Source organism: Sphingobium sp. TomTYG75 (genome assembly GCF_054771635.1).
The window spans coordinates 591,153-614,832 of sequence record NZ_BSRE01000002.1; the positions used below are offsets into that span (position 1 = coordinate 591,153).

General features: G+C 63.3%; 22 protein-coding genes. 9 read left to right on the plus strand and 13 right to left on the minus strand.

Annotated elements, in window-relative coordinates:
• Positions 1–85: 85 nt before the first annotated feature.
• The 5 genes from ACYU81_RS16340 to ACYU81_RS16360 all read left to right on the plus strand — a co-directional run bounded on the left by ACYU81_RS16340 (position 86) and on the right by ACYU81_RS16360 (position 6,426).
• Positions 86–1,807 (plus strand): methylmalonyl-CoA mutase family protein, encoded by a 1,722-nt coding sequence (locus tag ACYU81_RS16340; RefSeq protein ID WP_460988695.1) that lies wholly within the window; start codon positions 86–88, stop codon positions 1,805–1,807.
• 5 nt (positions 1,808–1,812) lie between these two features.
• A complete protein-coding gene (locus tag ACYU81_RS16345) occupies positions 1,813–2,238 on the plus strand; it encodes a cobalamin B12-binding domain-containing protein (RefSeq protein WP_460988696.1) in 426 nt (141 codons plus the stop codon).
• Entirely contained in the window at positions 2,238–3,200 is a 963-nt protein-coding gene (meaB, locus tag ACYU81_RS16350) for a methylmalonyl Co-A mutase-associated GTPase MeaB (RefSeq protein ID WP_460988698.1), read from the plus strand. The genes ACYU81_RS16345 and meaB overlap by 1 nt, the downstream gene beginning before the upstream one ends.
• Positions 3,197–3,814: an EthD domain-containing protein gene (locus ACYU81_RS16355; protein ID WP_460988700.1), complete on the plus strand. Its 618-nt coding sequence runs from the start codon at positions 3,197–3,199 to the stop codon at positions 3,812–3,814. The genes meaB and ACYU81_RS16355 overlap by 4 nt, the downstream gene beginning before the upstream one ends.
• Before the next feature lie 230 nt (positions 3,815–4,044).
• A complete protein-coding gene (locus ACYU81_RS16360; protein ID WP_460988702.1) occupies positions 4,045–6,426 on the plus strand; it encodes a TonB-dependent receptor in 2,382 nt (793 codons plus the stop codon).
• Positions 6,427–6,824: 398 nt separating this feature from the next.
• Here the strand turns inward: ACYU81_RS16360 and ACYU81_RS16365 are convergent, their stop codons facing one another.
• The 4 genes from ACYU81_RS16365 to ACYU81_RS16380 are packed head-to-tail and all read right to left on the minus strand — an operon-like array spanning position 6,825 to position 11,798.
• Positions 6,825–7,616 carry an SDR family NAD(P)-dependent oxidoreductase gene (locus tag ACYU81_RS16365; protein WP_460988704.1) on the minus strand — a complete coding sequence of 264 codons (792 nt, stop codon included), beginning with the start codon at positions 7,614–7,616 and terminating at the stop codon, positions 6,825–6,827.
• Positions 7,617–7,657: 41 nt separating this feature from the next.
• The gene (locus tag ACYU81_RS16370; RefSeq protein ID WP_460988706.1) at positions 7,658–9,067 is read right to left on the minus strand and encodes an efflux transporter outer membrane subunit; all 1,410 of its coding nucleotides are present in this window, start codon (positions 9,065–9,067) and stop codon (positions 7,658–7,660) included.
• Positions 9,068–9,075: 8 nt separating this feature from the next.
• Positions 9,076–10,623 (minus strand): MDR family MFS transporter, encoded by a 1,548-nt coding sequence (locus ACYU81_RS16375; protein WP_460988708.1) that lies wholly within the window; start codon positions 10,621–10,623, stop codon positions 9,076–9,078.
• Positions 10,620–11,798, minus strand: a complete 1,179-nt coding sequence (locus ACYU81_RS16380; protein ID WP_460988710.1) for an HlyD family secretion protein — start codon at positions 11,796–11,798, stop codon at positions 10,620–10,622. Before ACYU81_RS16380 ends, ACYU81_RS16375 begins: the two co-directional genes overlap by 4 nt.
• A gap of 397 nt (positions 11,799–12,195) precedes the next feature.
• Here ACYU81_RS16380 and ACYU81_RS16385 point away from each other — a divergent pair, with 397 nt between their 5' ends.
• On the plus strand, positions 12,196–12,711 hold the full coding sequence (locus ACYU81_RS16385) for a nuclear transport factor 2 family protein (RefSeq protein ID WP_460988712.1): 516 nt from the start codon (positions 12,196–12,198) through the stop codon (positions 12,709–12,711).
• Positions 12,708–13,781: an alcohol dehydrogenase catalytic domain-containing protein gene (locus ACYU81_RS16390; protein ID WP_460988714.1), complete on the plus strand. Its 1,074-nt coding sequence runs from the start codon at positions 12,708–12,710 to the stop codon at positions 13,779–13,781. The genes ACYU81_RS16385 and ACYU81_RS16390 overlap by 4 nt, the downstream gene beginning before the upstream one ends.
• Positions 13,782–14,053: 272 nt before the next feature.
• Here ACYU81_RS16390 and ACYU81_RS16395 read toward each other — a convergent pair whose 3' ends face one another.
• A complete protein-coding gene (locus ACYU81_RS16395) occupies positions 14,054–14,455 on the minus strand; it encodes a VOC family protein (protein ID WP_460988716.1) in 402 nt (133 codons plus the stop codon).
• 103 nt (positions 14,456–14,558) lie between these two features.
• On the opposite strand from ACYU81_RS16395, the gene ACYU81_RS16400 reads away from it, so the two are divergent.
• Both ACYU81_RS16400 and ACYU81_RS16405 read left to right on the plus strand, forming a co-directional pair.
• Entirely contained in the window at positions 14,559–15,647 is a 1,089-nt protein-coding gene (locus tag ACYU81_RS16400; protein WP_460988718.1) for a DUF1214 domain-containing protein, read from the plus strand.
• On the plus strand, positions 15,626–16,108 hold the full coding sequence (locus ACYU81_RS16405; protein ID WP_460988720.1) for a nuclear transport factor 2 family protein: 483 nt from the start codon (positions 15,626–15,628) through the stop codon (positions 16,106–16,108). The genes ACYU81_RS16400 and ACYU81_RS16405 overlap by 22 nt, the downstream gene beginning before the upstream one ends.
• 423 nt (positions 16,109–16,531) lie before the next feature.
• Here ACYU81_RS16405 and ACYU81_RS16410 read toward each other — a convergent pair whose 3' ends face one another.
• The 8 genes from ACYU81_RS16410 to ACYU81_RS16445 all read right to left on the minus strand — a co-directional run bounded on the left by ACYU81_RS16410 (position 16,532) and on the right by ACYU81_RS16445 (position 23,671).
• The gene (locus ACYU81_RS16410; protein WP_460988722.1) at positions 16,532–17,479 is read right to left on the minus strand and encodes an alpha/beta hydrolase; all 948 of its coding nucleotides are present in this window, start codon (positions 17,477–17,479) and stop codon (positions 16,532–16,534) included.
• A 77-nt stretch (positions 17,480–17,556) separates the two neighbouring features.
• Positions 17,557–18,729: an acyl-CoA dehydrogenase family protein gene (locus ACYU81_RS16415; protein WP_460988418.1), complete on the minus strand. Its 1,173-nt coding sequence runs from the start codon at positions 18,727–18,729 to the stop codon at positions 17,557–17,559.
• A 3-nt stretch (positions 18,730–18,732) separates the two neighbouring features.
• A complete protein-coding gene (locus ACYU81_RS16420; protein ID WP_460988417.1) occupies positions 18,733–19,935 on the minus strand; it encodes an acetyl-CoA C-acyltransferase in 1,203 nt (400 codons plus the stop codon).
• A 57-nt stretch (positions 19,936–19,992) separates the two neighbouring features.
• Positions 19,993–20,433: a nuclear transport factor 2 family protein gene (locus ACYU81_RS16425; protein WP_460988416.1), complete on the minus strand. Its 441-nt coding sequence runs from the start codon at positions 20,431–20,433 to the stop codon at positions 19,993–19,995.
• 5 nt (positions 20,434–20,438) lie between these two features.
• Complete coding sequence (locus ACYU81_RS16430) at positions 20,439–20,900, minus strand: MaoC family dehydratase (RefSeq protein ID WP_460988415.1); 462 nt, start codon at positions 20,898–20,900, stop codon at positions 20,439–20,441.
• A 1-nt stretch (position 20,901) separates the two neighbouring features.
• Positions 20,902–21,693, minus strand: coding sequence for an SDR family oxidoreductase (locus ACYU81_RS16435; RefSeq protein ID WP_460988414.1), 792 nt, complete (start codon positions 21,691–21,693; stop codon positions 20,902–20,904).
• Entirely contained in the window at positions 21,690–22,766 is a 1,077-nt protein-coding gene (locus tag ACYU81_RS16440; RefSeq protein ID WP_460988413.1) for an acyl-CoA dehydrogenase family protein, read from the minus strand. The genes ACYU81_RS16435 and ACYU81_RS16440 overlap by 4 nt, the downstream gene beginning before the upstream one ends.
• Positions 22,766–23,671 (minus strand): SDR family oxidoreductase, encoded by a 906-nt coding sequence (locus ACYU81_RS16445; protein ID WP_460988412.1) that lies wholly within the window; start codon positions 23,669–23,671, stop codon positions 22,766–22,768. Before ACYU81_RS16445 ends, ACYU81_RS16440 begins: the two co-directional genes overlap by 1 nt.
• Between the last annotated feature and the right edge of the window lie 9 nt (positions 23,672–23,680).

Sequence of the window (23,680 nt, forward strand, 5' to 3'; positions counted from 1 at the left end):
TGCGACAATCATGCGGCATTCTCCCGTCGCTCCTTGAGCCCGCTCTCCCGCACCGGATAGCAATAAAGCCAAGGAGAGTGCCGTCATGAATCGCCCAACCGGACCCATCGTCCCCGCCACCAACACAATCGCGCAGGAAGAAGCGCGCTGGCAGCAGGAAACGCGCGGCCCCGCCCTCGATCAGCGCCCAGAACGCCGCGACCCCTTCGTCACGCAGGCGCTAAAATGGCCGATCAAGCCGCTCTACACGCCCGCCGACCTCGCCGCCGTAGGCTTCGACTATAGCGCCGACCTCGGCTTCCCCGGCGAATATCCCTACACCCGCTCGACCCGCCCCAACGGCCACCGCTCCGATTTCTGGACGATGACCCAGGTCACCGGCTTCGGCAAAGGCGAGGACTGGGCAAAGCGCGCGCGCTACATGCTCGATCAGGGCCTTTCCGGTCTCATCCTCGAATATGACCTCGCCACCACCAACGGTTATGACAGCGACGATCCAGTCGTAGAGGGCGAAGTCGGCCGCGCAGGCATGGCGCTCGACAGCCTCGAAGACCTCGAAAAAGCCTTCGACCTCCCTTTCGACAAGCTCAAATATCTGATGAGCGTCTGCAACGCGCCGCAGCCGGTCAACCTCGCCATGATCATCGCCGCGCTGGAGAAGAAGGGCGTCGATCCGCAGGATTTCGTCCTGCACATCGTGAACGGCATATTGATCGAATATACCTGCGTCGGCCGCTACATATACCCGCCTGAACATGGATTGCGGATCGCCACCGATTGCATCGAATATATCATCCGCAACCATCCCAATTGGGCGCCGATCTCGATCATCTCCGCCCAGCTTCAGCCCGCCAAGGCGAACCCGGTGCAGGAGATCGCCTATTCGCTCGCCATCGCCTGCGCCCATATCGACGCGGTGCTGGAACGCGGGCTCGATATCGACACGGTGGCCCCCTACATCAATCACTTCGTCGTCAATGTGGATATGGATTTCTTCGAAGGCGTCTGCAAGCTGCGCGCCTTTCGCAAATGCTGGGCGCGGCTGATGAAGGAACGCTATGGCGCGACGAAGCCGGAGGCGCTGAAAATCCGCATGATGACCTCGCCCACCACCATCGCGCTCACCCTCCAGCAGCCGCTCAACAATATCGCCCGCCTCGGCATCATGGCGACCGCCTGCGCGCTGGGCGGGGCAGGGGAGGCGATGACCACCCCTCTCTATGACGAAGCCCACGCGCTCCCGGCCGAAAACGCCATCCGCGTCGGCGCCGCGATCCAGCATATCGTCGCCCACGAAACCGGCGTCGCCGAAACCATCGACCCCCTCGCAGGCTCCTACTATGTCGAGACCCTGACCAAGCAGATGGAGGACGCCGCCTTCGCCGAGATGGACAAGATCTTCGCCATGGGCGGCGCGCTGAAAGCCATCGAGACCGGTTATATCCAGCGCGCGCTCGGCCGCGAACAATATGAGCGCAACAAGGACGTAGAGGAGGGCCGCCGCAAATGGGTCGGCGTCAACCACCTCACTCGCGAGGATGAGGAGCGCGAAATCGAAATCTTCCGCCTCGACGATGCGATGGAGGAAGAGCAGATCCGCAAGGTCCGCGACCTGCGCGCCCGCCGCGACCAGCCCGCCGTCGACGCAGCCCTCAAGAAAGTCCGCGAAGCCGCCCGCACCGGCGCCAACATGGTCCCCCCCTGCCTCGAGGCGGTAAAGCTCTACGCCACGCACGGCGAAATCTGCAACGCGATGCGCGACGTCTTCGGCGTCCACAGCGCCGACAGCCAGTTGATGGGGATTTGACGCGTATGACCACATTCAAGCGCCCCCTGCGCGTCCTGCTCGCCAAGCTCGGCATGGACACGCACACCGTCGGCGTCACCGTCATCGGCCACGCCCTGCGCGAAGCGGGCATGGAGGTCATCTTCACCGGCCTCAAGCAAACCCCCGAAATGGTCTGCGCCGCCGCCGTGCAGGAGGATGTCGACGTCGTCGGCATCTCCACCCTGTCCGCCGGTCACACCCGTAGCCTGCCCAAGCTCGCCCGCCTGCTCCGCGAAGCAGGCGCGGGCGACAAGCTGCTGGTCGCGGGCGGCGTCATCCCCGAAGAGGACAAGCCGATCCTCGAAGACGCAGGCGTCGATCGCATCTTCACCATGGGTTCCGACACGCGCGACATTGTCGCCTATCTCGAAAGCTGGTGGGCGCAGCGACTGGCGGAGGACGCCGCCTGATGCCGCAGGGCGCGGCTGACATAGCCGACCGCCTTCTCGCCGGAGAAGTCGCGGCAGGCGCACGCGCCATCCGCTGGCTGGATGATCGCGACCCGCGCGGCGCGCAAGTGCTGGCCGCCATCTACCCGCACACCGGCCGCGCCCAGCTGGTCGGCGTCACCGGCCCGCCCGGCGCTGGCAAGTCCACCCTTACCGACGCTCTCGTCGCCGAATGGCGCAAGCGCGAACAGCGCGTCGCCGTCATCGCCGTCGATCCGTCCAGCCCCTTCACCGGCGGCGCGATCCTCGGCGACCGCGTCCGCATGAGCCGCCACGCGCTCGACCCCGGCGTCTTCATCCGCTCCCTCGGTACGCGGGGGCAGGCAGGCGGCCTGTCCCGCTCCACCCATGATGCGTGCCTCGTCTTCGACGCCATGGGCTATGACATCGTCCTGGTCGAAACCGTGGGAGTAGGGCAGGACGAAATCGACGTCGTGAACCTCGCCCACACCACCGTCATCGTCGCGGTTCCGGGCCTCGGCGACGAAATCCAGGCGGTGAAGGCGGGCCTTATGGAGGCAGGCGACATCTTCGTCGTCAATAAAGCCGACCGCGACGGCTATGACGCCACCCACCGCCAGATGGAACTGATGCTCCACCTGCGCGCCCAAACCGTCACGGACCAGCGCTGGGACGTGCCACTACTACGCGCCGTCGCCGCAAGAGGGGAGGGGGCGGACGCCATCGCCGACGCCATCGCCACCCATCGCGACTTCCTGCAAGAACATGGGGATTTCACCGCGCGCAGCCGCCTGCGCGCGAGGGAACAGGTCTTCTCGCTAGTCCGCGACGCCCTCGCATCCCGTGCAATGGCGCTATGCGGCGAGACCATACTCGATCAGGTCGAAACGCGGCAGCTTGATCCCTACGCCGCCGCAGAGCAAATTGTCACAGCCCTTTCTGCAAAGAGTGCCGCCGCATGACCAAGTCCATCTGTGCCCTCGCACATAAGCCGGGCACCACTCGCGAAGATTTCCAGCTTTATTATGAGGAAAATCACGCTCCGCTGGCGATCAGCTATTTCCCCTTCTCTGCCTACGCCCGCAACCACGTCACCGCAGACCAGTCATTCGGCTGGGACACGATCAGCGAATTCTGGGCCGACGATATAGAGGCAGCGGCGGCACTCATGGCCGGACCAGTGGGAAAGATCATGGCCGCTGATGAGGAACGCTTCATGAACCGGCCCCTCATCGCCTCGGCTGGGGTCGAAGAAGTCATCCTTTCCCCCGGAGACCCCGCCGGAACCGACGGCCGCCGAACCGCCTTGCTCGTTCAAAATTCCTCCGAAGGCGTCGATCTGCGCTTAACGGTGATGAAGTGGGCGGAGGGATTCGCCAAGGACATGCCCGGCGTTTCGATCGATTTTACGACCAACTGGACCGACCTCGCCTTTCCGGCAAAAGCCGTCCTGTGGCTGCCGGGATGCCAAGCCCAGGCCGCCATTCCGTACGGTCTTTCCACTCAAGCGCTGCTGCTCCGCCATGTCGCAACTCCGGCCGCGCAGTTGCCGGGCGGCCATTCCGCCCCTCGTTAGGCGCTAAGATTGCCGGTGTGCAAATGTGCAACAGCGTAGATATAAACGTCAGATAATACGCAGATTGACGCAATCATCCTTGATGTAAGCGATAATTGCGACTAACGGAGCTGCATCGGACATGTTTATCCATGTTCGGGGTCAACAGGCGCTTTTTCCCGTGTGGCGCATGCAGATAACGATAAAGACCGGGACTGTTGACTAAGAGCAGCATGTGTTTGGGAGGATGTATGAAGTCCATATTGCTTGCGGGGGTTACCGCAATTTTGGTGCCGTTTTCGGTTTCGGCGAACGCTCAGGAACAAAGCGCCGCGCAGGAACCATCGACCACTCTCGGTGACATCGTCGTAACTGCGCGCCGTTCCGCGGAAACGCTGCAGAACGTCCCTGTCGCCGTTACCGCGCTCAGCGGCGACTTCATCGAACGGCAGAACATCTCTGACCCGACCGATGTCCCCAATTTCGCGCCGAACATCACGATCGAACAGCAGCCGTCCAGCCTTTCGGCCGCGACCATCTACATTCGCGGCATCGGCAACAACGAACCTTCGGCCGTGTCTGAACAGGGCGTGGGCGTCTATCTCGACGGCGTTTACCTCGCCCGTGCCGCCGGTGCCGTGTTCGACCTTATCGATCTGGAACGGATCGAAGTGTTGCGCGGCCCCCAGGGCACGCTGTTCGGCCGCAACACCATCGGCGGCGCGCTCCAGCTGATCACCAAGAAGCCTGCCAACGACATGCATGTCACCGCGAAGGCGGGCTACGGCCGCTTCAATGAATGGTATGCCCGCGCGCGTCTGGACACCGGCTATATTCTGGGCGACGTGCTCAAGGCGTCGATCGCCTATCAGCATCGCCAGGGCGACGGCTATGTGAACAACACGCTCACCCCGGCCTCGCAGGACCCCGGCTCACTGAATGCTGACTCGGTTGCCATCGGTTTGCAGGCGGATCTGGGCGACCTGACGGTCAATTACAGCTTCGACTACGACAATCGCAAGGGCACGCCTGCCTTCTTCCAGATCGTGGCGGCCACGCCGACCGCGCAGGACTATTATTCGCAGTCGCCCAGCTTCGGCGGCGCGCCCTTCCTCGTCAGCCCCGATCGTCAGGGCACGGTTCAGCAGGCGGGCTTCACCGACCGCAACGGCAACTTCCGCTACGGCAGCAAGACGCGCGTTCAGGGCCACGGGTTGACCCTCAGCTATGAAGCTATTCCTGAGCTGACGGTCAAGTCGATCACCGGCTACCGGAAGTTCTTCCAGGACACGATCCTGAACTTGTCGGGCAATGGCGTGCTGCGCGGGCCAGTAATCGACTTCAACTCACCCACGCTTGTATCTGTTCAGGATGTTGTCCCCTATACCGGCAACAATGCCCCGCAGAAGCAGTGGCAGTTCAGCCAGGAATTCCAGGCGCTCGGCAAGGTCGGCGACCTCAGCTACCTGCTCGGCATGTATTATTTCTACGAAAAGTCGTCGGAATATAACCAGCAGGCTCTGACGATTTTGGCGCCGGTGGCTGCGCTTGATTTCTACGGCCTCCCGGCCGGCACTGCGGCAGCCGTGGCGGCGGCCAATCCGGGCCTCGCGACCGTCGGCATCAACGCCACCCCCGTTCAGGCATTCGGCGGCACGTCACAGTCGATGGCCCTGTTCGGCCAGGTTAGCTGGAAGCCGTCCTCGCTCGACGACAAGCTGGAAGTCACGCTGGGCGGCCGTCACACCGCCGACGACAAGACCATCTATCTGGCCGGTGACGTCTTCCCCGTGCAGCGTGGCCGCCGCAGCTTCGACAACTTCTCCTGGCTGGCGTCGGTCAGCTATGAGGTGATGGACGATGTCATGCTCTATGGCCGCGTATCGACCGGCTATCGCTCGGGCGGCATCAACCCGCGCGGTGGCAGCATCAACGGCTTCGATCCTGAAAAGGCGACGTCTTATGAAGCAGGCTTCAAGTCGCAATGGTTCAATAACCGCCTGCGCCTGAACGTCGCTGGCTACATCACCGACTATAACGATCTGCAGGTCCAGCAGTTCGCCGCGGGCAGCGGCGGCGCCACCTCGCTGATCGTCAACGCGGGTAAGGTTCGCCTGTCGGGCTTCGAAGCGGAACTGACGGCGGCTCCCTTCCGGGGCTTCCAGATCGACGGCTCGGTCGGTTATGTGAAACATGACTATAAGACCTTCCTGTTCCGCGATCCGGGCACCAACACGGTGGTGGACGTTGCTGACGAAGCACGGCCGCTCTACACGCCAAAGTGGAACGTCCATGTCGGCGCTGAATATTCGCACCCGATCGGCGGGGGTGACACGCTCGTGCGTCTGCGTGGCGACTATTCCTATCGCACGAAGATCTACTTCAACGCGCTCGACAACACGGCGCCGTTCAACGAACAGATCGTTTCGCCCAGCCAGACCAACGTAAAGGCGCGTCTGTCTGTCGAAGGCTTCGATCTTGGCGGCGGCAAGCTCGACGTGGGCATCTGGGGCGACAATCTGTTGAACCAGAAGCGGCTGGTCTACGGCATCGACTTCGGCGCCCTGGGCTTCGCCGGTGCGACGTTCAACAAGCCCACCTCCTACGGCGTGGATGCCAAGATCGCCTTCTGATCAGACCTAAAAATCCTCCCCGCGCGAAGCGCGGGGAGGGGGACCAGCCGCAGGCTGGTGGAGGGGAAAATGGCACGACCTGTGAGATTTCCCCTCCACCATTCGCTTCGCGAACGGTCCCCCTCCCCATCTCACGATGGGGAGGATCAATGTGCGCAAGCCACCTTTACTAAAGAACTGCCTTGCACTGCTCAGCCCGAACCGGGTCAAATGGACAACTAGAGCGGCGTGCCTTTTATCTGAATCCCTCAACCCCGTTCGGGCTGAGCTTGTCGAAGCCCTCTACTTTCTAAGAAGTGAAGCCGTTGGCTTCGCTGACCTTCGGTTCAACAGGCTCAGGGCGAGCGGTAAAGGGAGGTGGTGCCGATTTAACGCAGCGCGCTCTAAAAGACGCCCCCCTAACTAATCGTCGATCCACCATCCACCGCGATGCACTGACCGCAGATCCACTCACCGTCCCGGCTCGCCAACAACGCGACCATTGCCGCAATATCCTCCACCAGCCCAAGGCGCGGAGACCGCCCTTCCTCCAGCACCTGCTGCTGGAAATCCGTCGGCATCGTGGCGCGAAGCTCGGGCGTGATCACCAACCCCGGCATGATGGCATTGGCGCGAATACCCTGCTTGCCCCAGCCGCTGGCGACATGACGCACCAGCGCGTTGATCCCGGCCTTCGCCATCGCATAACAGGGGCGCACCGGCTCCCCCGCGATCGCCGCGCCCGATGAGGTATAGATCATGGCCCCGCCGCCGCGCTCCAGCAGCTTGGGCAGGGCATGGCGCGTGATCCGCATCATGCCCTTCAAATTGACATCCAATGTGCGCTCCATCACCTCGTCGGTCACGGTCAGCGCGTCGCTGTCGGAAAACAGGATTTGCAGGTCAGCGAAATTGGCATGCACCCCGTCGATCCCGCCATAGGTCCTCGCGGCCATATCGATCAGCGCCGCGATCGACGAGTCATCGGTCGCATCGAACGCGCATCCGGTTGCGCGGCTGCCCATCGCGCCGATCTCATCGACCAGGCTGTCGATTTTGTCCTTTTGACTGCCCGGCGCTGCGACGATCAGGGTCGCGCCCTCCGCCGCCAGCCGCAAAGCGGTCCCCCGCCCGATGCCGGTGGACGCGCCCGCAACGACGACGACCTTGTCCACCAGACGGCGGCAACCCATGGCCAAATCCGCGCTCATCCTGCCTCTCCTATTTTATTTCTATCCGTGATGAACTCGCCTCAGCGGTTACTCATCCCCTGCCACCCAAGCCCCAGCGCCTTCTGCACATTGATAAAGCTGACCGTCAGCCCCGCCGCCGCCTGAACCCTCGCCTGCGAAGCCGCCAAGACCAGACGCCGTTGCTTCAAATAGTCTATTCCCGAAATCGTCCCCGCCTGACTCCGCTGCCGCGCCAGCTCCGCTCCCATTGCCGCCTGCCGTTCGGCCCGCGCCAGATCGGCCAGGCTCTCCCGCTGCCGCTGAAAAAGCGCCAGCGAACCCTCGGCATCCTGCAACGCGTTCAGCACCGCCGCGCGATAATCCGCCGCTGCCTCATCCCGCTGCGCCTCCGCGGCATCGATCCGCGCGCGGGCTTTTCCGAAATCCAGGAAAGACCAGCTGATGCGCGGCACCGCCGCCACCGTGAACTTGTCCAGATCGACCAGATCCTCCGGCGACGATCCGCCCAGCCCGATAAGCCCCAGGAAGCTGATGTGCGGAAAGCGCGCCGCATCCGCCACGCCGATCCGTGCGGTCTGGGCGGCCAGCTTGCGTTCCGCCGCCCTTATGTCGGGACGGCGCTGCAACAGGGCGGCCGGATCACTCACCGCGACCTCAGCGGGGGGCAGCGGCAAAGCAGCCGACGGATCGAGCAAGCCGTCCAATGTCCCTGGCACCGCGCCGGTCAGCACCGCCAGCTTGTCCTTCAGCGCGTCGATCTCGGCCCGCATCGGCGCCAACTGCGCGCGCGCTCGATCCCGGTCGGACTCCTGTTGCAGCAACTCGCCTCGCGCAATCGTGCCCCGTTCAAAACGTTGCCGGGTGAGGGCGACCTCCTCATCCTGCAAAGCCAACGCCTCGACACCCAGAGACAGGCGCTGCTGCCGATCGCGTAGCTCGACATAGCTTTGCGCGACTTCCGCCGACAGGCTGACGCGGGCGTCGTCCAGCCCGGCCTCGCTCACCGCGACATCGGCCCGCGTCGCCTCGACGGCGCGGCGGCTGCCGCCGAAAAGATCCAGTTCCCAACTTGCGTCGAAACCGACATTGTACAGGTCGAGCGTGGTGGCGCTCCCATCCTCCGACTGTCCGGGCAAGCGCGCCTTGGCATAGATGACTGAGCCGTTGACCGTTGGCAGCTCTTCCGCCCTCTTTTGGCGCAGGGCCGCGCGCGCCTGCCGGATGCGCGCCGCTGCCGCGTCCAGGCGCGGGTTCCCGGCCAGCGCCCGGTCCATCAACTGGTTCAGCACCGGATCGCCAAGGCTAGTCCACCATGGCGCGGCCGCTTCCACTGGCCCGGACCCGGCGTCTCCCCGGACGAAGTGCGACGGTGGGGCAGGGGCCACGTCCGCAGGGCCGCGATAATCGGGGCCAGCGGTGCAGGCCGTGGTCAGGAGCAAGGCAAAGGCAAAGGCGGATCGGTTACGCATCGACAATCTCAATGAGCGGCCACTGGTGCGGCATGCTGTGGCAGCGGGCGGAGGAAGAAGACGAGCGGGGCGGTGCACAGGATGGCGATGATCAGCATCCAGAACAGGTCGATAAAGGTCATGGTGAGCGCCTGCGTCTGAATGCCCTGTTCGATCACGCGCAATGCCGCATCCCGGCCGCCCAGCGCGAGTGCCTGCGCATCGACATAATGTTGAAGGTCAAGGCCATTGGCCGCCAGATTCTCCTCCATCCGGCGCGCATGAAGCCACAGCCGCTGGTCCTGCACCACCGCGATGCCCGCCAGCGCGAAGGAGCCGCCCAGATTGCGCGCGGCGTTGTAAAGGCCCGACGCATCGGCTGCCAAAGACATCGGCACGGAACGGATTGCCGCCTGGTTCAGGAACATCATGACGCAGATGGTGCCGACGCCGCGCATCAACTGGGAATCGACGAAATCGGCACCCGTGGACACCGACGTCAGTGATGTTTCCATATAGGTGCTGAGGATCAGCAGGACCAATCCGATCAGGACCGAAAGATGGATCGGCACGGTGCGGATCGCCCATGGCATGAACGGCATCATCAGCACCATCGGTACGCCCGACAGCAGCACGATCTGCCCCGACTGCAGCGCATTATAGCCTGCGATCAGCGTGAGGAACTGCGGGATCACATAGGATGTGCCGTAGATCACCATGCCGATCATCATCGCCATGATGAACACCGCGCCAAACTGCCGGTCCAGCAACAGGCGCAACCGGATCACCGGCCGTTTCGCCAGCAACTGCCCGGCCAGCAGCATGGCGAACCCGGCCACGGCCGTGATGGTCAGCCATATGATCGTCGATGACTCGAACCACTGCTCCCGCTCGCCCTCCTCCAGCACGACGGTAAGCCCGCCCAGCCCCAGGATAAGGCCGAACACGCCCAGCCAGTCCGCCTCGCCGATAAGGTCAAGGCGCGGCCGCTCATAGGGAAGCGCGACCAGCAGCAGCAGCAGCAGAGCAAGCCCCACCGGCAGGTTGAGGAAGAAGGCATAGTGCCAACTGATATTCTCGGTCAGCCATCCCCCCAGCACCGGCCCCATGATAGGCCCCAGGATCGCGGTCGCGCCAAAGAGGGAATTGCCCACAGCTTGCTGATGACGCGGCAATCGCGTCGCGATGATGGTCATCGCCGTGGGGATCAGCGCCCCGCCCGTAATGCCCTGACCGATCCGCCCCCCGATCATGACCGGCAATGTCTGCGCCATGCCGCAGATCATGGAAAAGCCCACAAAGCCCACGGTGGCGATGAGGAGGAAGTTACGCAGCCCCAGAAGCCGCTGCAACCAGCCCGCCAAGGGAATGATGATGATTTCCGCGACGATGAACGACGTCGCGATCCAGGTTCCTTCCGTCCCGCTGGCGCCGATTTCGCCCTGGATGATCGGCAGGGCGGAATTGACGATGGAAATGTCGAGCATCGCCATCATCGCACCCAGCGTGCCAGCCGCCACCGCGAGCCAGTCCGCGACGCTTGCGCGCTCGGCTGTCTCAGGCTGGCTTGCGGTCACTTCGCGGCTTCCGACCGGACCTGCTTGTTATTCTTCAGCCGTTCCACTTCTTCGCGGGCCGACCGGGTGTCCACCGAAACCTCCACCGACATGCCGGGCAGCAGCAGCTTCTTGATCGACGGGTCGGCATCTATGGCGATGCGCACGGGCACCCGCTGCACGATCTTGGTGAAGTTGCCGGTCGCATTTTGCGGCGGCAGCAGCGAAAATTGCGCTCCAGTGCCAGGCGCAAGGCTGGCGACATGGCCATGCAGCGTCACCCCCGGCAAGGCGTCCACATCGATCTCCGCCGGTTGCCCCTGACGCATCAGGCCCAGCTGCGTTTCCTTGAAATTCGCTTCCAGATAAAGCTGCTCCACCGGCACGACCGACATCAGGCGCAGGCCGGGCTGCACGAACTGGCCGATGCGCGCCGAAAGATCGCCCACCCGCCCCGCGATGCTGGCGCGTATCACCATGTCCCGGACGTTGCGCTGCGCCGCGTCCAGCTGGGCGCGTGCGCTCTGGCCTTGCGCTTTCGCCTGGGCGATCTGGGCGCGCAGGCTGGCGATCCGCCGCTCCGCGCCCTGCGTCGATGCTTTCTGCGCCGCCACATCCTGCGCCGCCTGCGCCGCCTGGGTGCGAAGCGTCGCCAGCTTTTCAGCGGGTTCCGCGCCACTCGCCGCGAGCGGACTGTATCGCACAACTTCGGACGCTGCGTACCGCGCCTTCGTCTGCGCCGCCGCCAGCATCGCCCGCGCCTGCTCGATCGCCGCTTCCTGTTCCCCGATCATCGCTTCCGCATTGGCGGCGTTCGCCTGCGCCAGATTGATCTGCGCCTGCCCCTGCGCCGCCTGCGCCGGATAATCGGGCGCCTCGATCCGCAACAATGGCTGGCCGGGCTTCACATCCTGATTTTCATTGACCAGCACTTCACTGACGTAACCGGACACCCGCGCCGAAACGGTGACGCTGTCGGCCTGCAAATAGGCGTCCTGCGTGCTTTGCTGATATTTGCCGTACAGCTCGTATCGGGCAAACCAGAACACACCGGCTATAAGAACAACCACGCCCGCAATGCCCAAAACCAGGCCCAGCCTCCGCCGCTTCGGGCGGCTTGCCCCTTCGCCAATCGCGTCGTCGGGAAAGGGCTCTGCATCGACCGCATCGGCCAACGACCCCTTTGGCTCTGTCATGGAAATCCTACCGTCTGGGCTTCGAAGCGATGACTTAAAGTTTGCCGCAGGCGGAAGGCAAGTTTTTTCCGACGCGGAATCGGAAATGAAATTATGTCAGCAGAAGGATGACGCTGAATCCCACTAGCGCGGACAGGCCGCTGGCCAGGCACAGCAATCGAAATGGACAGAGCAGAAATACCGAGCTGTCAGGTTCCATCCTCTTCCCCATTTTCTTCGGCGGGGTTGGATGGTTTATAGGCGATTTACGACCCATCGCCAAATCATTTGGACGGCCAGTCGCCCTGTCGCGAAAACAGCAGACAGGCTCTTTTGCGCCTTCCTTATAGGATGGAGGGCGGCTATTCCGCTCACTTGACGATAATATGCCGGCAACCGCCCGGTAATGGAGAGATAGATGTCGCAGCCATTGCTCGACCGGATTGCACTACATGATCTGGTCATGCGCTACTGCCGTGGATGTGATCGCCGCGACTTCGCCTTGGTGCGAACGCTGTATCATGATGACGCGATCGACGATCACGGGGCAATGTTTCAGGGAGGTCCCGACGACTTCGTTGCCTGGCTACCCGAAATCACCGCGCATTGGGACCTCACTCGCCACAATATTACGAACAGCCTGTTCGTGATCGATGGCGACCATGCCGAAGGTGAACATTATGTGGAGGCATGGCACCGGACCCACGGGCCGGGCGCAAAGCTGTTCATCGCCCTTGGCCGCTATCTCGATCGATATGAACGGCGGGATGGCGAATGGAAATTCATATATCGCAGCCTGGTGTTCGATCATGGATCGATCGTGCCGGTTGATGAAGAGGCTTTTGAACGCATGAGCAAGGACGCACCCAATGGCCGCGCGGATCGGGATGATCCCTCCTTCCGATATCCCCTGCTGGCGGGGTTGAGCGCATGAGGGCCGCGGTCTGGGATGGACAGTCGCTATTCGTCAGCGACCAGTTGACGCTTCGCCCTGTCGGTCCGGGCGAGGTGCGCGTCCGCGTGCTGCGGTCGGGCATCTGTCATAGCGACATCGCGATGCTGACCCCGCATCTGCCTAACTTGCCGGTCGTCCTGGGCCATGAAGCGGCCGGAGAGATTGCGGAGCTGGGTGCTGGCGTCGAAGGCTGGGCCGTGGGCGATCATGTCTGCGTGGGTACGCAAACGCCTTGCGGAAAGTGCCGTGAGTGCCAGCGTGGCGAACCGCATAATTGCGACATTAATTGGGGCTTTGCGCCGGGCTTCCCCTTCACGCTGGATGGAAAGCCCGTTGCGTCCTTTGCCAACGTCTCCTCCTTCGCTAGCGAAATCGTGGTGAAGGCATCGCAGCTGTTCGCCATCGATGACCTGCCGTTGGACCAAGGCGCGCTGATCGGGTGCGCGGTATCGACCGGTGTCTGCGCCGCCCGCGTTCTGGGCCGCGTGCGCGCCGGGGACACCGTGGCCATTTTTGGTGTCGGCGGCATCGGCGTCAACGCCATTCAGGGCGCCGCCCGGAACGGCGCCCATGTAATCGCTGTCGACGCCAATCCCGCGAAGGAAGCGACGGCGCGGCAATTCGGCGCGACCGACTTTGTCCTCGCAGACCCCACACAGGACAGCGAAACGGCCGCCGCCGCTTTGGCTGGCAAATATGGCCCTATCGATGTGGTGGTGGAATGCAGCGGCGCGGTCGGCGCGATCAATACCGCCTTGCGCTGCACGAAGCGCGGGGGACGCGTGGTGCTGATCGGCATGTCACGCCCCGGCGCGGAAGCGGCGCTCCCGCTCGGCAGCTTCGTCATGGGCGGCGAGGTGATCGCGACAATGAACGGCGGCGCGGTGCCCGACCGCGATTATCCCGAACTCATCGCACAGGCGCGGGACGGCCGGTTGAACATCGCCGACCAGATCAGCGGCATCTGGCCGCTCGATCAGATCAACGATGCCATCGCCGCGCTGAAGGCGGGGGAAGTGACCCGCGCCGTCATCGACCACGAAATGTGATTGAGGGGCATCCTACTCCCTTCCGTCACCCCGGGCTCGACCCGGGGTCCCGCTTCTTTTCCGACGCTGCTGAGGTAGCGGGACCCCGGATCAAGTCCGGGGTGACGATCATTCAAACCCGACCATGCTTTAGGATGTGTGGGGATTCAGTTCAGGGCGAGGCGAAAATGGTGAATTTCGAGAACCGGCGCGCAGCGTACTTCAGTACGTGAGCACCGGAAGCGCAGAAAGTCGCCATTTGCAGGCCGTCATGGGCTGAATCCCCACACATCCTAGGCGTTCAGCATCTGTAGCAACTCAACCCTGTGGCCTTGGGGGTCGAGGATATAGGCCATCTGCAAACCATGTTCGGGTACGTCGGTCGCACCGAGTTCGATCGTCGCACCGGCGGCGGTCGCAACCGCCAGGGTCGCGTGAAGATCATCCACCACGAACCCCGTTGTCGCCTCTCCGGTGGCGGGGCAATTCCGGTTGGGATAGCTGACCAGAATGAAGTTGGGCGCGGGCGGCTGAGCGCCAGCAGTCTTGAGGATCACCTCGTTCATCAACGCTTCGCCTTCGCCAAGATTGATATACCCCACCACCTCAAGGCCGAACAGCTGAGTGTAGAAGCGTTCGGCAGCGGCAAGATCCTTAACGATGATCTTGGTGAAACTGAAGGCTAATGCCGTCATTCCTCAACCCCTTTCATGTTACGCATTTATGTGAGACAATCTCCATATCAGCGCCTGAAAATGGCGTAAACCAATCCATCTAATACGCATATAGGAGAGTATGGTGACCGGACAGGAAGGTGGAGAATTGCGGTTGTCGGCAGTCTGGCGGACTTTCTGCGACCAACTGGCACAAGCGGGCGACGTTCTGGACCGCCCCAGCGCGCCCGGCACCGCGATCGATCAGGCGGAGGGATTGCGTTATCTTTCCCGGCTCACGCGGTCGGCTCTCAATATGCTGGTCGATTCCAGCGATCCGGATTTTCCGCGCATTTTCCTGCTGACCGATGACGCGATCAAGATTGGGGCCGATAATCCGGACAATCTCTATCAGCAAATCGTCGTCCGGGGTGATCGCGACTATCGCATCACCGGCAAGCGGAACAGCGTGCCCTATTTTTCCATCGGGTCGAAGGCAAACCGTTACGCGATCGACGGCACGATGGCCTCCACGGGGGAGATCGAACTTGCCGACATGCAGGTCGGGCCGGATGGCAGCTTCGAGATTATCGTCAGCAAGACGCAAAAGCCCGGCAACTGGCTGCCGATGGCGGACGACACGACGCTGCTGATCATCCGTCAGACCTTCAATGACAAGCGTGCTGAAGTCGCGGCGGATGTGCATATCGAACGGATCAGCGAGGGGCCTGCCGTCCCCGTCATATTAGCGCCCGAAACGATCGAGGCGCAGTTGAACGGCGCTGCCGCATGGGTGCGCGGAACAGCGAACACCTTCGCGGACTGGTCGCAATGGTTCATGGAACAGCCCAACCGCATCTATGATGGCAAGGAACAGCCTTTTTACCAGCGCGCCGGGGGCGACCCGAAAATCTGGTATGGTCACATCTATTACGACCTTGCGCCTGATGAAGCGCTGGTCATCACAGCCAAGCCGCCCCGCTGCCGCTTCTGGAACTTCCAGATCGACAATTGGTGGATGGAATCCATGGACCATGTGAACCGCAAGGTGTGGGTCAACGGCGCGCAGGCCAAATATGAGGATGATGGCAGCGTCATCCTTGTCTGCGCCGACAAGGACCCGGGCTACGGCAACTGGATCGACCTGTCGGGTCACCGCAAGGGCACCGGCCTTTGGCGCTGGATTGAGGCTGACGAGCATCCGGTGCCGCAATGCAAGGTCGTAAAGCTCTGACCGCCTCGGCCGATCTCGCCGCGCGTATCGCCATCCTTGAAGACCGGGAGGCGATACGCGACCTGATCGCAAGCTATGGCCCGCTGGCAGACGCAGGTGATTGCGCGGGTGCCGCCGCTTTGTGGGCCGAGGATGGCGTCTACGAAGTCGGCGGGTTCGGCAGCTACACGGGCCGTGCCGCGATCCAGGCTTTGCTCGAGGGTGAAAGCCACCAGAGCTTGATCCATGGCGGCGCCGCCCATGTCCTTAGCCCGCCGGTCATCGATCTGGACGGCGACAGGGCAACCGCCCGGACCTATTCCGTCGTCTTCCGCAAGACGGGCGATAGTTGGGAAGCCCATCGCGCCTCCGCCAATAGCTGGCACCTCGTGAGGGTCGGCACGGAATGGAAGGTGGCGCGGCGCGTCAACCGTTTGCTTGAGGGATCGGCCGAAGCGCGTGCGTTGATTGGCGGACGATAGCGGCGGGTAAAGGCCTGCCGTGGATGTTGAGAGCATCGTGCGCAAAAGTGGGAACCGGTTTTGCGCTTAAAACGATGCGATAACAAAAAACTAGAGCGCGCGATCTGCGTCCGATTAAACGCAGCGCGCTCTACAGTCTGATCATGCTCAAGGGATCGTCACCCCGGACTTGATCCGGGGTCCCGCTTTATCTGACGCTGTCCAAGCAGCGGGACCCCGGGTCAAGCCCGGGGTGACGGAAAAGGGGCTTTAATACGATGCTTCCGGCTCGAGCATGATCCGATCAGATTGGATCGGATCATGCTCTATTTGTCTTTTGTTTTCCGCATTTTCCGAGCCAGCAGATGATGCCATCTGCTTCGAAAATGCTCTAGCCGAAGGGCGGCTCCAGCTTTTCTAGGGCCGCCCTTGGGCTTATGCGGTTCAAGCGGTCTGGCGGGCGGCCGCAAACTGCTTTTTCGCAAAGGCGCAGGCATCCGCCATCGCCTCCTGCGCGCCCGGCAGGAAACCGATCCATGACACGAACCCATGCACCATGCCGGGATAGCGCTTCACTTGAACTTCCACCCCGGCCTTTTTCAGCACCGGAGCATAGGCTTCCACCGCGTCGCGGATAGGGTCGCATTCGGCGCTGGCGATAAAGGCGGGCGCCAGGCCCTGATGGCTCGTCGCCTTCATCGGACTGGCGCGGAAATCGTCGTAATCGCGTTCGTCCTTGATGTGCAGTTCCCAGAAATAATGCGCATCTTCCAGGCGCAGCACCGGGCCGTTCGCAAATTCAAGCGCGGATCCCTCTTCCGGGATCGGATGGATGCCGGGGCCATACCAGTTGATCTGCGCCGCGATACGGGGCGCGCCCGCGTCTCGTGCGAGGAGGGCGCAGGCACTGGCCAGCACGCCGCCCGCGCTATCGCCAGCAACGGCGATCAGGGCGGGATCGCCCCCCAGTTCGGCCGCATGCGCCGCCGCCCACTGCGTCGCAGCCCAGCAATCCTCGAAGGCCGCCGGGAACTTATGCTCGGGCGCGAGGCGATAGTCGACGGACACCACGATGGTCTCCGCACCCGCCGCCAGCCCGCGCGCGATCATGTCCTGCGTGTCGAGATCGCCCACCACGAACCCGCCGCCATGGAAATAGGCAGTGACTGGGAAAGGTCCCGCGCCCTCGGGCGTATAGATGCGCACCGGTATCTCACCGTTCGGCCCCGCAATGGTCCGATCGGCGATCGAGGCAAGGGATACAGCAGGTGGCGGAAGCTGGATCGAACTCGACCGCACCGCCTCCCGCAACGCAGCAACCGGAATAGTCCGGATCGGCGGCCATTCCGGCTGATTGGCGAACATGGCCTCAAGTTGTGGGTCGAGCGGCATCCCTATTCTCCTCGTTTCAATTGTGCATCTTCTTCTTTAATTCGGGAGCGCCGCCAGAGCGACGCACTGAATATTCCTCATCCTCTGGGTTCTCTTGGCATAGCTAATCCGCGTTCAGCGATGATGTTGCGCTGGATCTGGTCGGTTCCGGCGTAGATGGTATCGGACCGAGACATGAGGTGCATGGTTGTGAGCGAGCCCATGCGTTCGTCGTTGATGCCTATTTCGCCCTCTTGTCCCATGACCGCCATGGCGAGGTCGCCCAGGGCGACGTGCCAGCGGGACCAGTAGAGCTTGTAGGTATAGGCGGCGCCTGTGAGTTCGGGATTGGCTTCGCCGCCCGATAGCATGCGCAGGGCGTTGTAGCGCATGATCTTGAGCCCGGCATGGGCGGTGGCGATCTTCTGGCGGGTGAGGGGGTCGGTTGCCTTGCCGTTGGCCTTGGCGATGGCGATGATGTCGTCGAGTTCGTTTTTGAACTGCATCTGCTGGGCGAGGGTGGATACGCCGCGTTCAAAGCCAAGGAGCGCCATGGCGACCTTCCAGCCTTCGCCTTCTTCGCCAATGCGGTCGATCGCGAGGGCTTCCGCGCCATCGAAGAACACTTCTGCAAACTCGGCCTCGCCGGTCATCTGGCGGATCGGGCGGGTATCGACCCCAGGCTGGTCCATCGGGACCATGAGGAACGAGAGGCCCTTGTTGCCCACGCTCCCGGGCTCCGTACGCGCGACCACGAAGCACCAGTCGGCGATGGTGCCCATCGAGGTCCAGATCTTCTGCCCGTCGATGATGTACTTGTCACCTTCGAGGCGGGCTTTGGTCTTGACGTTGGCAAGGTCCGATCCCGCGCCGGGTTCAGAATAGCCCTGGCACCAGATCGCCTTGCCCGATGCGATATCGGGGAGGAACCGGGCCTTTTGCTCCTCAGTGCCCATCGCGATCAGCGTTGGCCCGAGCAGCTCGACCCCGAGGTGCCCGGCGCGCGGCGGACCTTTTGCGCGGGCATATTCCTCGGCGAAGATGATCTGCTGGGCGATCGAGGCACCCCGCCCGCCCCATTGCTCAGGCCAGCCAATGACGCTCCAGCGCGCTTCGCCCAGGGCGGCTTCCCAGGCGCGGCGTTCCTCGACATTGTCGACCTGGTTGGTCTGGCCACAAATGGCCTTGAAGGGACCGGCGAGCTGTTCATTGAGCCAGCTCGCGGCCTCCTCGCGGAAGGCCTTGAGTTCAGGGGCGAAGGCGAGCTGCATGGATCAGGCGACCTCGAACAGACCGGCCGCGCCCATGCCGCCCGCGACGCACATGGAGACGACCACATATTTGACGCCGCGGCGCTTGCCTTCGATGAGGGCATGGCCCGCGAGGCGCGATCCGGTCATGGCGAAGGGGTGGCCGATGGCGATGCCGCCGCCATTGACGTTGAGCTTGTCCGGATCGATGCCCAAGGTGCGCTGGCAGTAGATCGCCTGGTTGGCGAACGCTTCGTTGAGTTCCCACAGGCCAATGTCGTCGATCGTGAGACCGGCGCGCTGGAGCAGCTTGGGGATGGCGAACACAGGACCAATGCCCATTTCATCCGCGCCGCAGCCTGCGACCTGAAAACCCCGATAGATGCCGAGGATGGGCAGGCCCTCCTTCTGCGCGGTGGCCAGGTCCATGACGACCTGGGCCGAGGCGCCGTCGGACAGCTGGCTGGCATTGCCCGCGGTCACATGCTTGCCTTCCTTGATGACCGAGCCGTTCTTGAACACGGGCTTCAATTCAGAAAGCTTTTCGTAGGTGGTGCCCGCGCGGATGCCCTCGTCCTTGGTCAGGGTCAGCTCTTCCTTGCCGGTCTCATTGCCTTCCTTGTCGAACAGGGCCTTGGTGACCGTGATCGGCACGATCTCGTCATCGAACTTGCCCGCTGCCTGGGCGGCGGCGGCGCGCTGCTGCGACTGGGCGGCAAAGCGGTCCTGATCCTCGCGGGAGATGCCGTAACGCTCGGCGACGATCTCGGCGGTCTCGATCATCACCATATAGGCGTTGGGATCGCGCGCCTTGATGAACTCGGAGCGGTTGCGGAAGGCGGGATAATGCTTGTCGATGGTGAGCGAGACATTTTCCACGCCGCCCGAGACGGCGCAGTCAATCTCGTTGGCGATGATGCCGCGCGCGGCGAACGCCAGGGCGTTGAGGCCGGACGAGCATTTGCGGTCCATCGAGAAGCCCGCCGTCGTGTCGGGGAGGACCGAGCCATGGACGGTCAGACGCCCGACATTGTAGCTTTGCGTGTTCCACTGGTTGGCGACGCCCAGATACACGTCATCGACGCGGGCGGGATCGATGCCAGCGCGGGCGATGGCGGCGTCGACCACATGGGAGGACATGAACGGCGCTTCGGTGTCGTTGAACGCGCCGCGATAGGCTTTGCCAACGCCAGTGCGGGCGGTCGAGATGATGGCTGCTTCACGCATGGGTAAATGTCCTTGTCTATTTCTATGTTTCGCGCCCGCCGGGAGAAGGTGGGCGGCTTAGAAGCCGTGCATGTTGGTGGGGCCCCAGAAGGCGCGCATTTCAATCACTTCATTGGCGTCGTTGAAGCGGAAGGTGTCGATGACGTCGATGCGCTTGTGGCCGCCATCATAGTTGAGGTTCACCGAGAAGGGGAAGACGGCATAATCGCCTGCCACGCGCACCGGGCCTTCGAGCTTCAATTTCGCGCCGGTCTTCATCGATTCAGCGTAAAAGGCGCGAATCGCCTCGCGGCCCTTGTGGATGGGCGAGCCGATCGGGTCTTCAACGGTTGCATCCTGCGCATACAGCGCAGCGACCTGGTCGGCGCTGCCCGCTTCGAACGCGGCGACATAGGCGTGGACGGCGGCTTCCATCTTGACGGGATCGGGCATGGTTTTGGCTCCAGCTGGGGTAGCGGCGAGAAGGCTCAATGTGAGGGCGAGGATGGCGCGGGCCAAGGCCGTTATTCCGGAAAATAGCGGTTGATGGTATCGACCACGCAGGCGGGCTTGTCTTGTCCTTCGATCTCGACGGTGACGCGGATCACGGCCTGGATGGCGCCGCCCTTGACCTCTTCGACCGAGACGATCTCGCCTGTGCCCCGGATGCGCGATCCGACGATGACGGGGCTGAGGAAGCGGGTCTTGTCCATGCCGACATTGACGCCAGCGGAGAAGCGCCGGACCTCGACGATCTGCGGCATGAACAGGTTGACGAGGGAGAGGGTCAAGTAACCATGCGCGATGGTCGCGCCGAACGGACCGTCCTTGGCGCGCACCGGATCGACATGGATCCACTGATGGTCGCCGGTGCAGTCGGCAAAGGCGTCGATCCGCGCCTGGTCGATGGTGAGCCAGTCGGCGGTGTCGAGCTTGGTGCCTTCCTTGCCCAGGAGGTCGCGGGGATTCTCGAAGATGGTCGCCATCTTACGCCCGCTGGCTGGAGACCGCGACGATCTCGCCGGTCATGTAGGAGGAGAGGTCAGAGGCGAGGAACATCATCACATTGGCGATTTCCCAGACCTCGGCGGGGCGCTTGAACGCTTCCTTCTCGACCAGCTTGTCCAAAGCTTCCTGGGTGGTCACCTTGGCGAGGAAGGGGTGCATGGCAAGGGATGGCGAGACCGCATTGATGCGCACGCCATGTTCGGCCGCCTCGATCGCGGCGCAGCGGGTGAAGGCCATGACCCCGGCTTTCGCGGCGGCGTAATGGGCCTGGCCCTTTTGCGCGCGCCAGCCCAGCACCGAGGCGTTGTTGACCATGACGCCCGACTTGTTGGCATACATTGACGGCAGGAAGGCGCGGGTCATGCGGAACAGCGAGGTCAAGGTGACGTCGAACACGCGCGCCCACTGCTCGTCGGTCATATCGACGATGTCGGCCTCGCCGCCCAGCCCTGCATTGTTGATGAGGACATCGACCTTGCCCAATGCTGCGAGCGATGCGTCGCGCAGGGCCTGCACGGCCTCCTCGCTGGTGACGTCGCACACGAAGGTGGCGGGACGCTCGACCTTGGCTTCGTCAGCGATGCGGTCGGCCGCTTCATTGAGGCGGCGTTCGTGGAAGTCGCTGATGAGGAGCTTTGCCCCTTCTTCGGCGGCGCGCTTGGCGGCGGCAAAGCCGATGCCGGTGCCGGCCGCGGCGGTGACGACCACGGTCTTGCCCTTGAGCATGCCGAGCGGGGTCGGATAGGGGGGCACAGGAGAAGTCGGGGTCATGCGGCGTCCTTCATGATGATCTGGGCGAGGGCTTCGCGATGCTGGTCGGGGGTTCCGAGCCAGCTGGCGCAGGCGCGGGCGCGCTTGAAATAGAGATGGGCGTGATGTTCCCAGGTGAAGCCGATGCCGCCATGAAGCTGGATGGCATCGCCTGCGACCGAGCAATAGGCGTCGGAGACATAGGCGCGCGCGGCATGGGCCGCCTCGGCCAGTTCCTCGCCATTTTCATCGATCGCGGCGGCGGCATAATAGGCGGCCGAGCGCGAGGCTTCGACCAGCAGCATCATGTCGGCGAGCATATGTTTATAGGCTTGGAAGGAGCCGATGAGGCGGCCGAACTGGACGCGCTGCTTGGCATAGTCGACCGTGGCGTCGAGGCTGTACTGCATGCCGCCGGTCTGTTCGGCGGTGAGCAGGCCAGCGCCGATGGTGAGGGTGCGCGCGATCGCGGCCTTGGCGCTGCCGGGGGCGCCCAGGATCATCTCCGGCGTCACGGCGCAATCGAAGGTCAGCGTCGCAAAGCGGCGGGTGCGGTCGAGCGCGGGCAGCGCCTCGATGACGAGGCCGGGGGTGTCGGCTTCGAGGACGATGAGGCTCTCGTCAGCGGTGGCCACCACGATCAGCTCTGCCACATGGCCGAAGGTCACGAACTGCGCGGTGCCCGTCAGCTTGCCGTTGGTGAGGGTCGGGCGGCTTGCGGTCCCGGCGAAACTGGCGCGCGTGCCCGACGCGAGGCGGGGGAGCAGCGCTGCCTTCTGTTCCTCGCTGCCTGCCGCCAGGATGGCTTGCACGGCGAGCACGGCGGTCTCGAAGAAGGGCACGGGCGCGAGGACCCGGCCGGTTTCTTCGAGGACCAGCGCCATTTCGACCGCGCCCAGGCCCAGGCCACCCAGGCTTTCCGGGATCATCAGCCCGGTAAAGCCCATCTCGCCAAGGCTCGACCACAGGCTCTCGTCAAAGCCGCTCGTCCCTTCGACGGCGGCGCGGATGACATCCGGGTTGGCGGCGTCGGTCAGGAAGTCACGCGCCGCTTCCTGGATCGCGCGCTGGTCGTCGCTGAGCGCGAAGTCCATCAGGCGGCTCCGTAAACGGGCTTTGCAGGCTCGCGGGTTTGGAGAAGCCCCCGCACGATCGCGTCCATCTCGCTGGCGTCAATCCGCGCACCCTTGTCGAAGGCGGGGCTGTCGGTCCAGCCTTGCGAGAGGAAGACCTGTCCGCCCTTCAATTCAAACACCTGGCCCGTCACGCCCTTCGACTGTTCCGACACCAGATAGGCGACCAGCGGCGCCATGTTTTCCGGGGCGAACAGGTCGAACTCGCCTTCTTTCGCCTCCATGTCGAACGCGCCGGTATTGGTCATGCGGGTGCGGGCATTGGGCGCGAGCGCATTGGCGGTGATGCCCAGGCGGCCAAGCTCGGCGGCCTGCACGAGGGTGAGCGTGGCGATGCCGCCCTTGGCGGTCGAATAGGCCGACTGGCCGACCGAGCCCTGCAAGCCCGCGCCAGAGGTCGTGTTGATGATGCGCGCATCGACCGGGTTGCCGGCCTTGCTTTGCGCGCGCCAATATTCAGCGGCGTGGCGCGAGGTGCAGAAATGGCCGCGCAGATGGACGCGGATCACCGCATCCCATTCTTCCGGGCTGCAAGTGAAGAACATGCGGTCGCGCACGAACCCGGCATTATTGACCACGGCATGAAGCGCGCCGAAGCTGTCGAGGGCTTGCTCGACCATGCGCTTGCCCGCATCCCATTCAGCGACATCGTCGGTGTTGGCGACGGCCTGCCCGCCCATCGCCTTGATCTCATCGACCACCTGCTCGGCCGCGCCCTTGGTCTCGCCCGCCTCGCCATGGGTGCCAACGCCAAGGTCGTTGACCACGACCTTGCAGCCTTGCGCCGCGAGACCCAGCGCATAGGCCTTGCCCAGCCCATTGCCCGCCCCGGTCACGATCGCAACACGTCCTTCGCAGATACCCACTTGCCTTAC

Excerpts from the sequence above, each read along its gene's own strand:
- ACYU81_RS16340 (WP_460988695.1), top strand. The coding sequence starts at position 86 with ATGAATCGCCCAACCGGACCCATCGTCCCCGCCACCAACACAATCGCG.
- ACYU81_RS16345 (WP_460988696.1), top strand. The coding sequence starts at position 1,813 with ATGACCACATTCAAGCGCCCCCTGCGCGTCCTGCTCGCCAAGCTCGGC.
- meaB (WP_460988698.1), top strand. The coding sequence starts at position 2,238 with ATGCCGCAGGGCGCGGCTGACATAGCCGACCGCCTTCTCGCCGGAGAA.
- ACYU81_RS16355 (WP_460988700.1), top strand. The coding sequence starts at position 3,197 with ATGACCAAGTCCATCTGTGCCCTCGCACATAAGCCGGGCACCACTCGC.
- ACYU81_RS16360 (WP_460988702.1), top strand. The coding sequence starts at position 4,045 with ATGAAGTCCATATTGCTTGCGGGGGTTACCGCAATTTTGGTGCCGTTT.
- ACYU81_RS16365 (WP_460988704.1), bottom strand. The coding sequence starts at position 7,616 with ATGAGCGCGGATTTGGCCATGGGTTGCCGCCGTCTGGTGGACAAGGTC.
- ACYU81_RS16370 (WP_460988706.1), bottom strand. The coding sequence starts at position 9,067 with ATGCGTAACCGATCCGCCTTTGCCTTTGCCTTGCTCCTGACCACGGCC.
- ACYU81_RS16380 (WP_460988710.1), bottom strand. The coding sequence starts at position 11,798 with ATGACAGAGCCAAAGGGGTCGTTGGCCGATGCGGTCGATGCAGAGCCC.
- ACYU81_RS16385 (WP_460988712.1), top strand. The coding sequence starts at position 12,196 with ATGTCGCAGCCATTGCTCGACCGGATTGCACTACATGATCTGGTCATG.
- ACYU81_RS16390 (WP_460988714.1), top strand. The coding sequence starts at position 12,708 with ATGAGGGCCGCGGTCTGGGATGGACAGTCGCTATTCGTCAGCGACCAG.
- ACYU81_RS16395 (WP_460988716.1), bottom strand. The coding sequence starts at position 14,455 with ATGACGGCATTAGCCTTCAGTTTCACCAAGATCATCGTTAAGGATCTT.
- ACYU81_RS16405 (WP_460988720.1), top strand. The coding sequence starts at position 15,626 with ATGCAAGGTCGTAAAGCTCTGACCGCCTCGGCCGATCTCGCCGCGCGT.
- ACYU81_RS16410 (WP_460988722.1), bottom strand. The coding sequence starts at position 17,479 with ATGCCGCTCGACCCACAACTTGAGGCCATGTTCGCCAATCAGCCGGAA.
- ACYU81_RS16415 (WP_460988418.1), bottom strand. The coding sequence starts at position 18,729 with ATGCAGCTCGCCTTCGCCCCTGAACTCAAGGCCTTCCGCGAGGAGGCC.
- ACYU81_RS16420 (WP_460988417.1), bottom strand. The coding sequence starts at position 19,935 with ATGCGTGAAGCAGCCATCATCTCGACCGCCCGCACTGGCGTTGGCAAA.
- ACYU81_RS16430 (WP_460988415.1), bottom strand. The coding sequence starts at position 20,900 with ATGGCGACCATCTTCGAGAATCCCCGCGACCTCCTGGGCAAGGAAGGC.
- ACYU81_RS16435 (WP_460988414.1), bottom strand. The coding sequence starts at position 21,693 with ATGACCCCGACTTCTCCTGTGCCCCCCTATCCGACCCCGCTCGGCATG.
- ACYU81_RS16440 (WP_460988413.1), bottom strand. The coding sequence starts at position 22,766 with ATGGACTTCGCGCTCAGCGACGACCAGCGCGCGATCCAGGAAGCGGCG.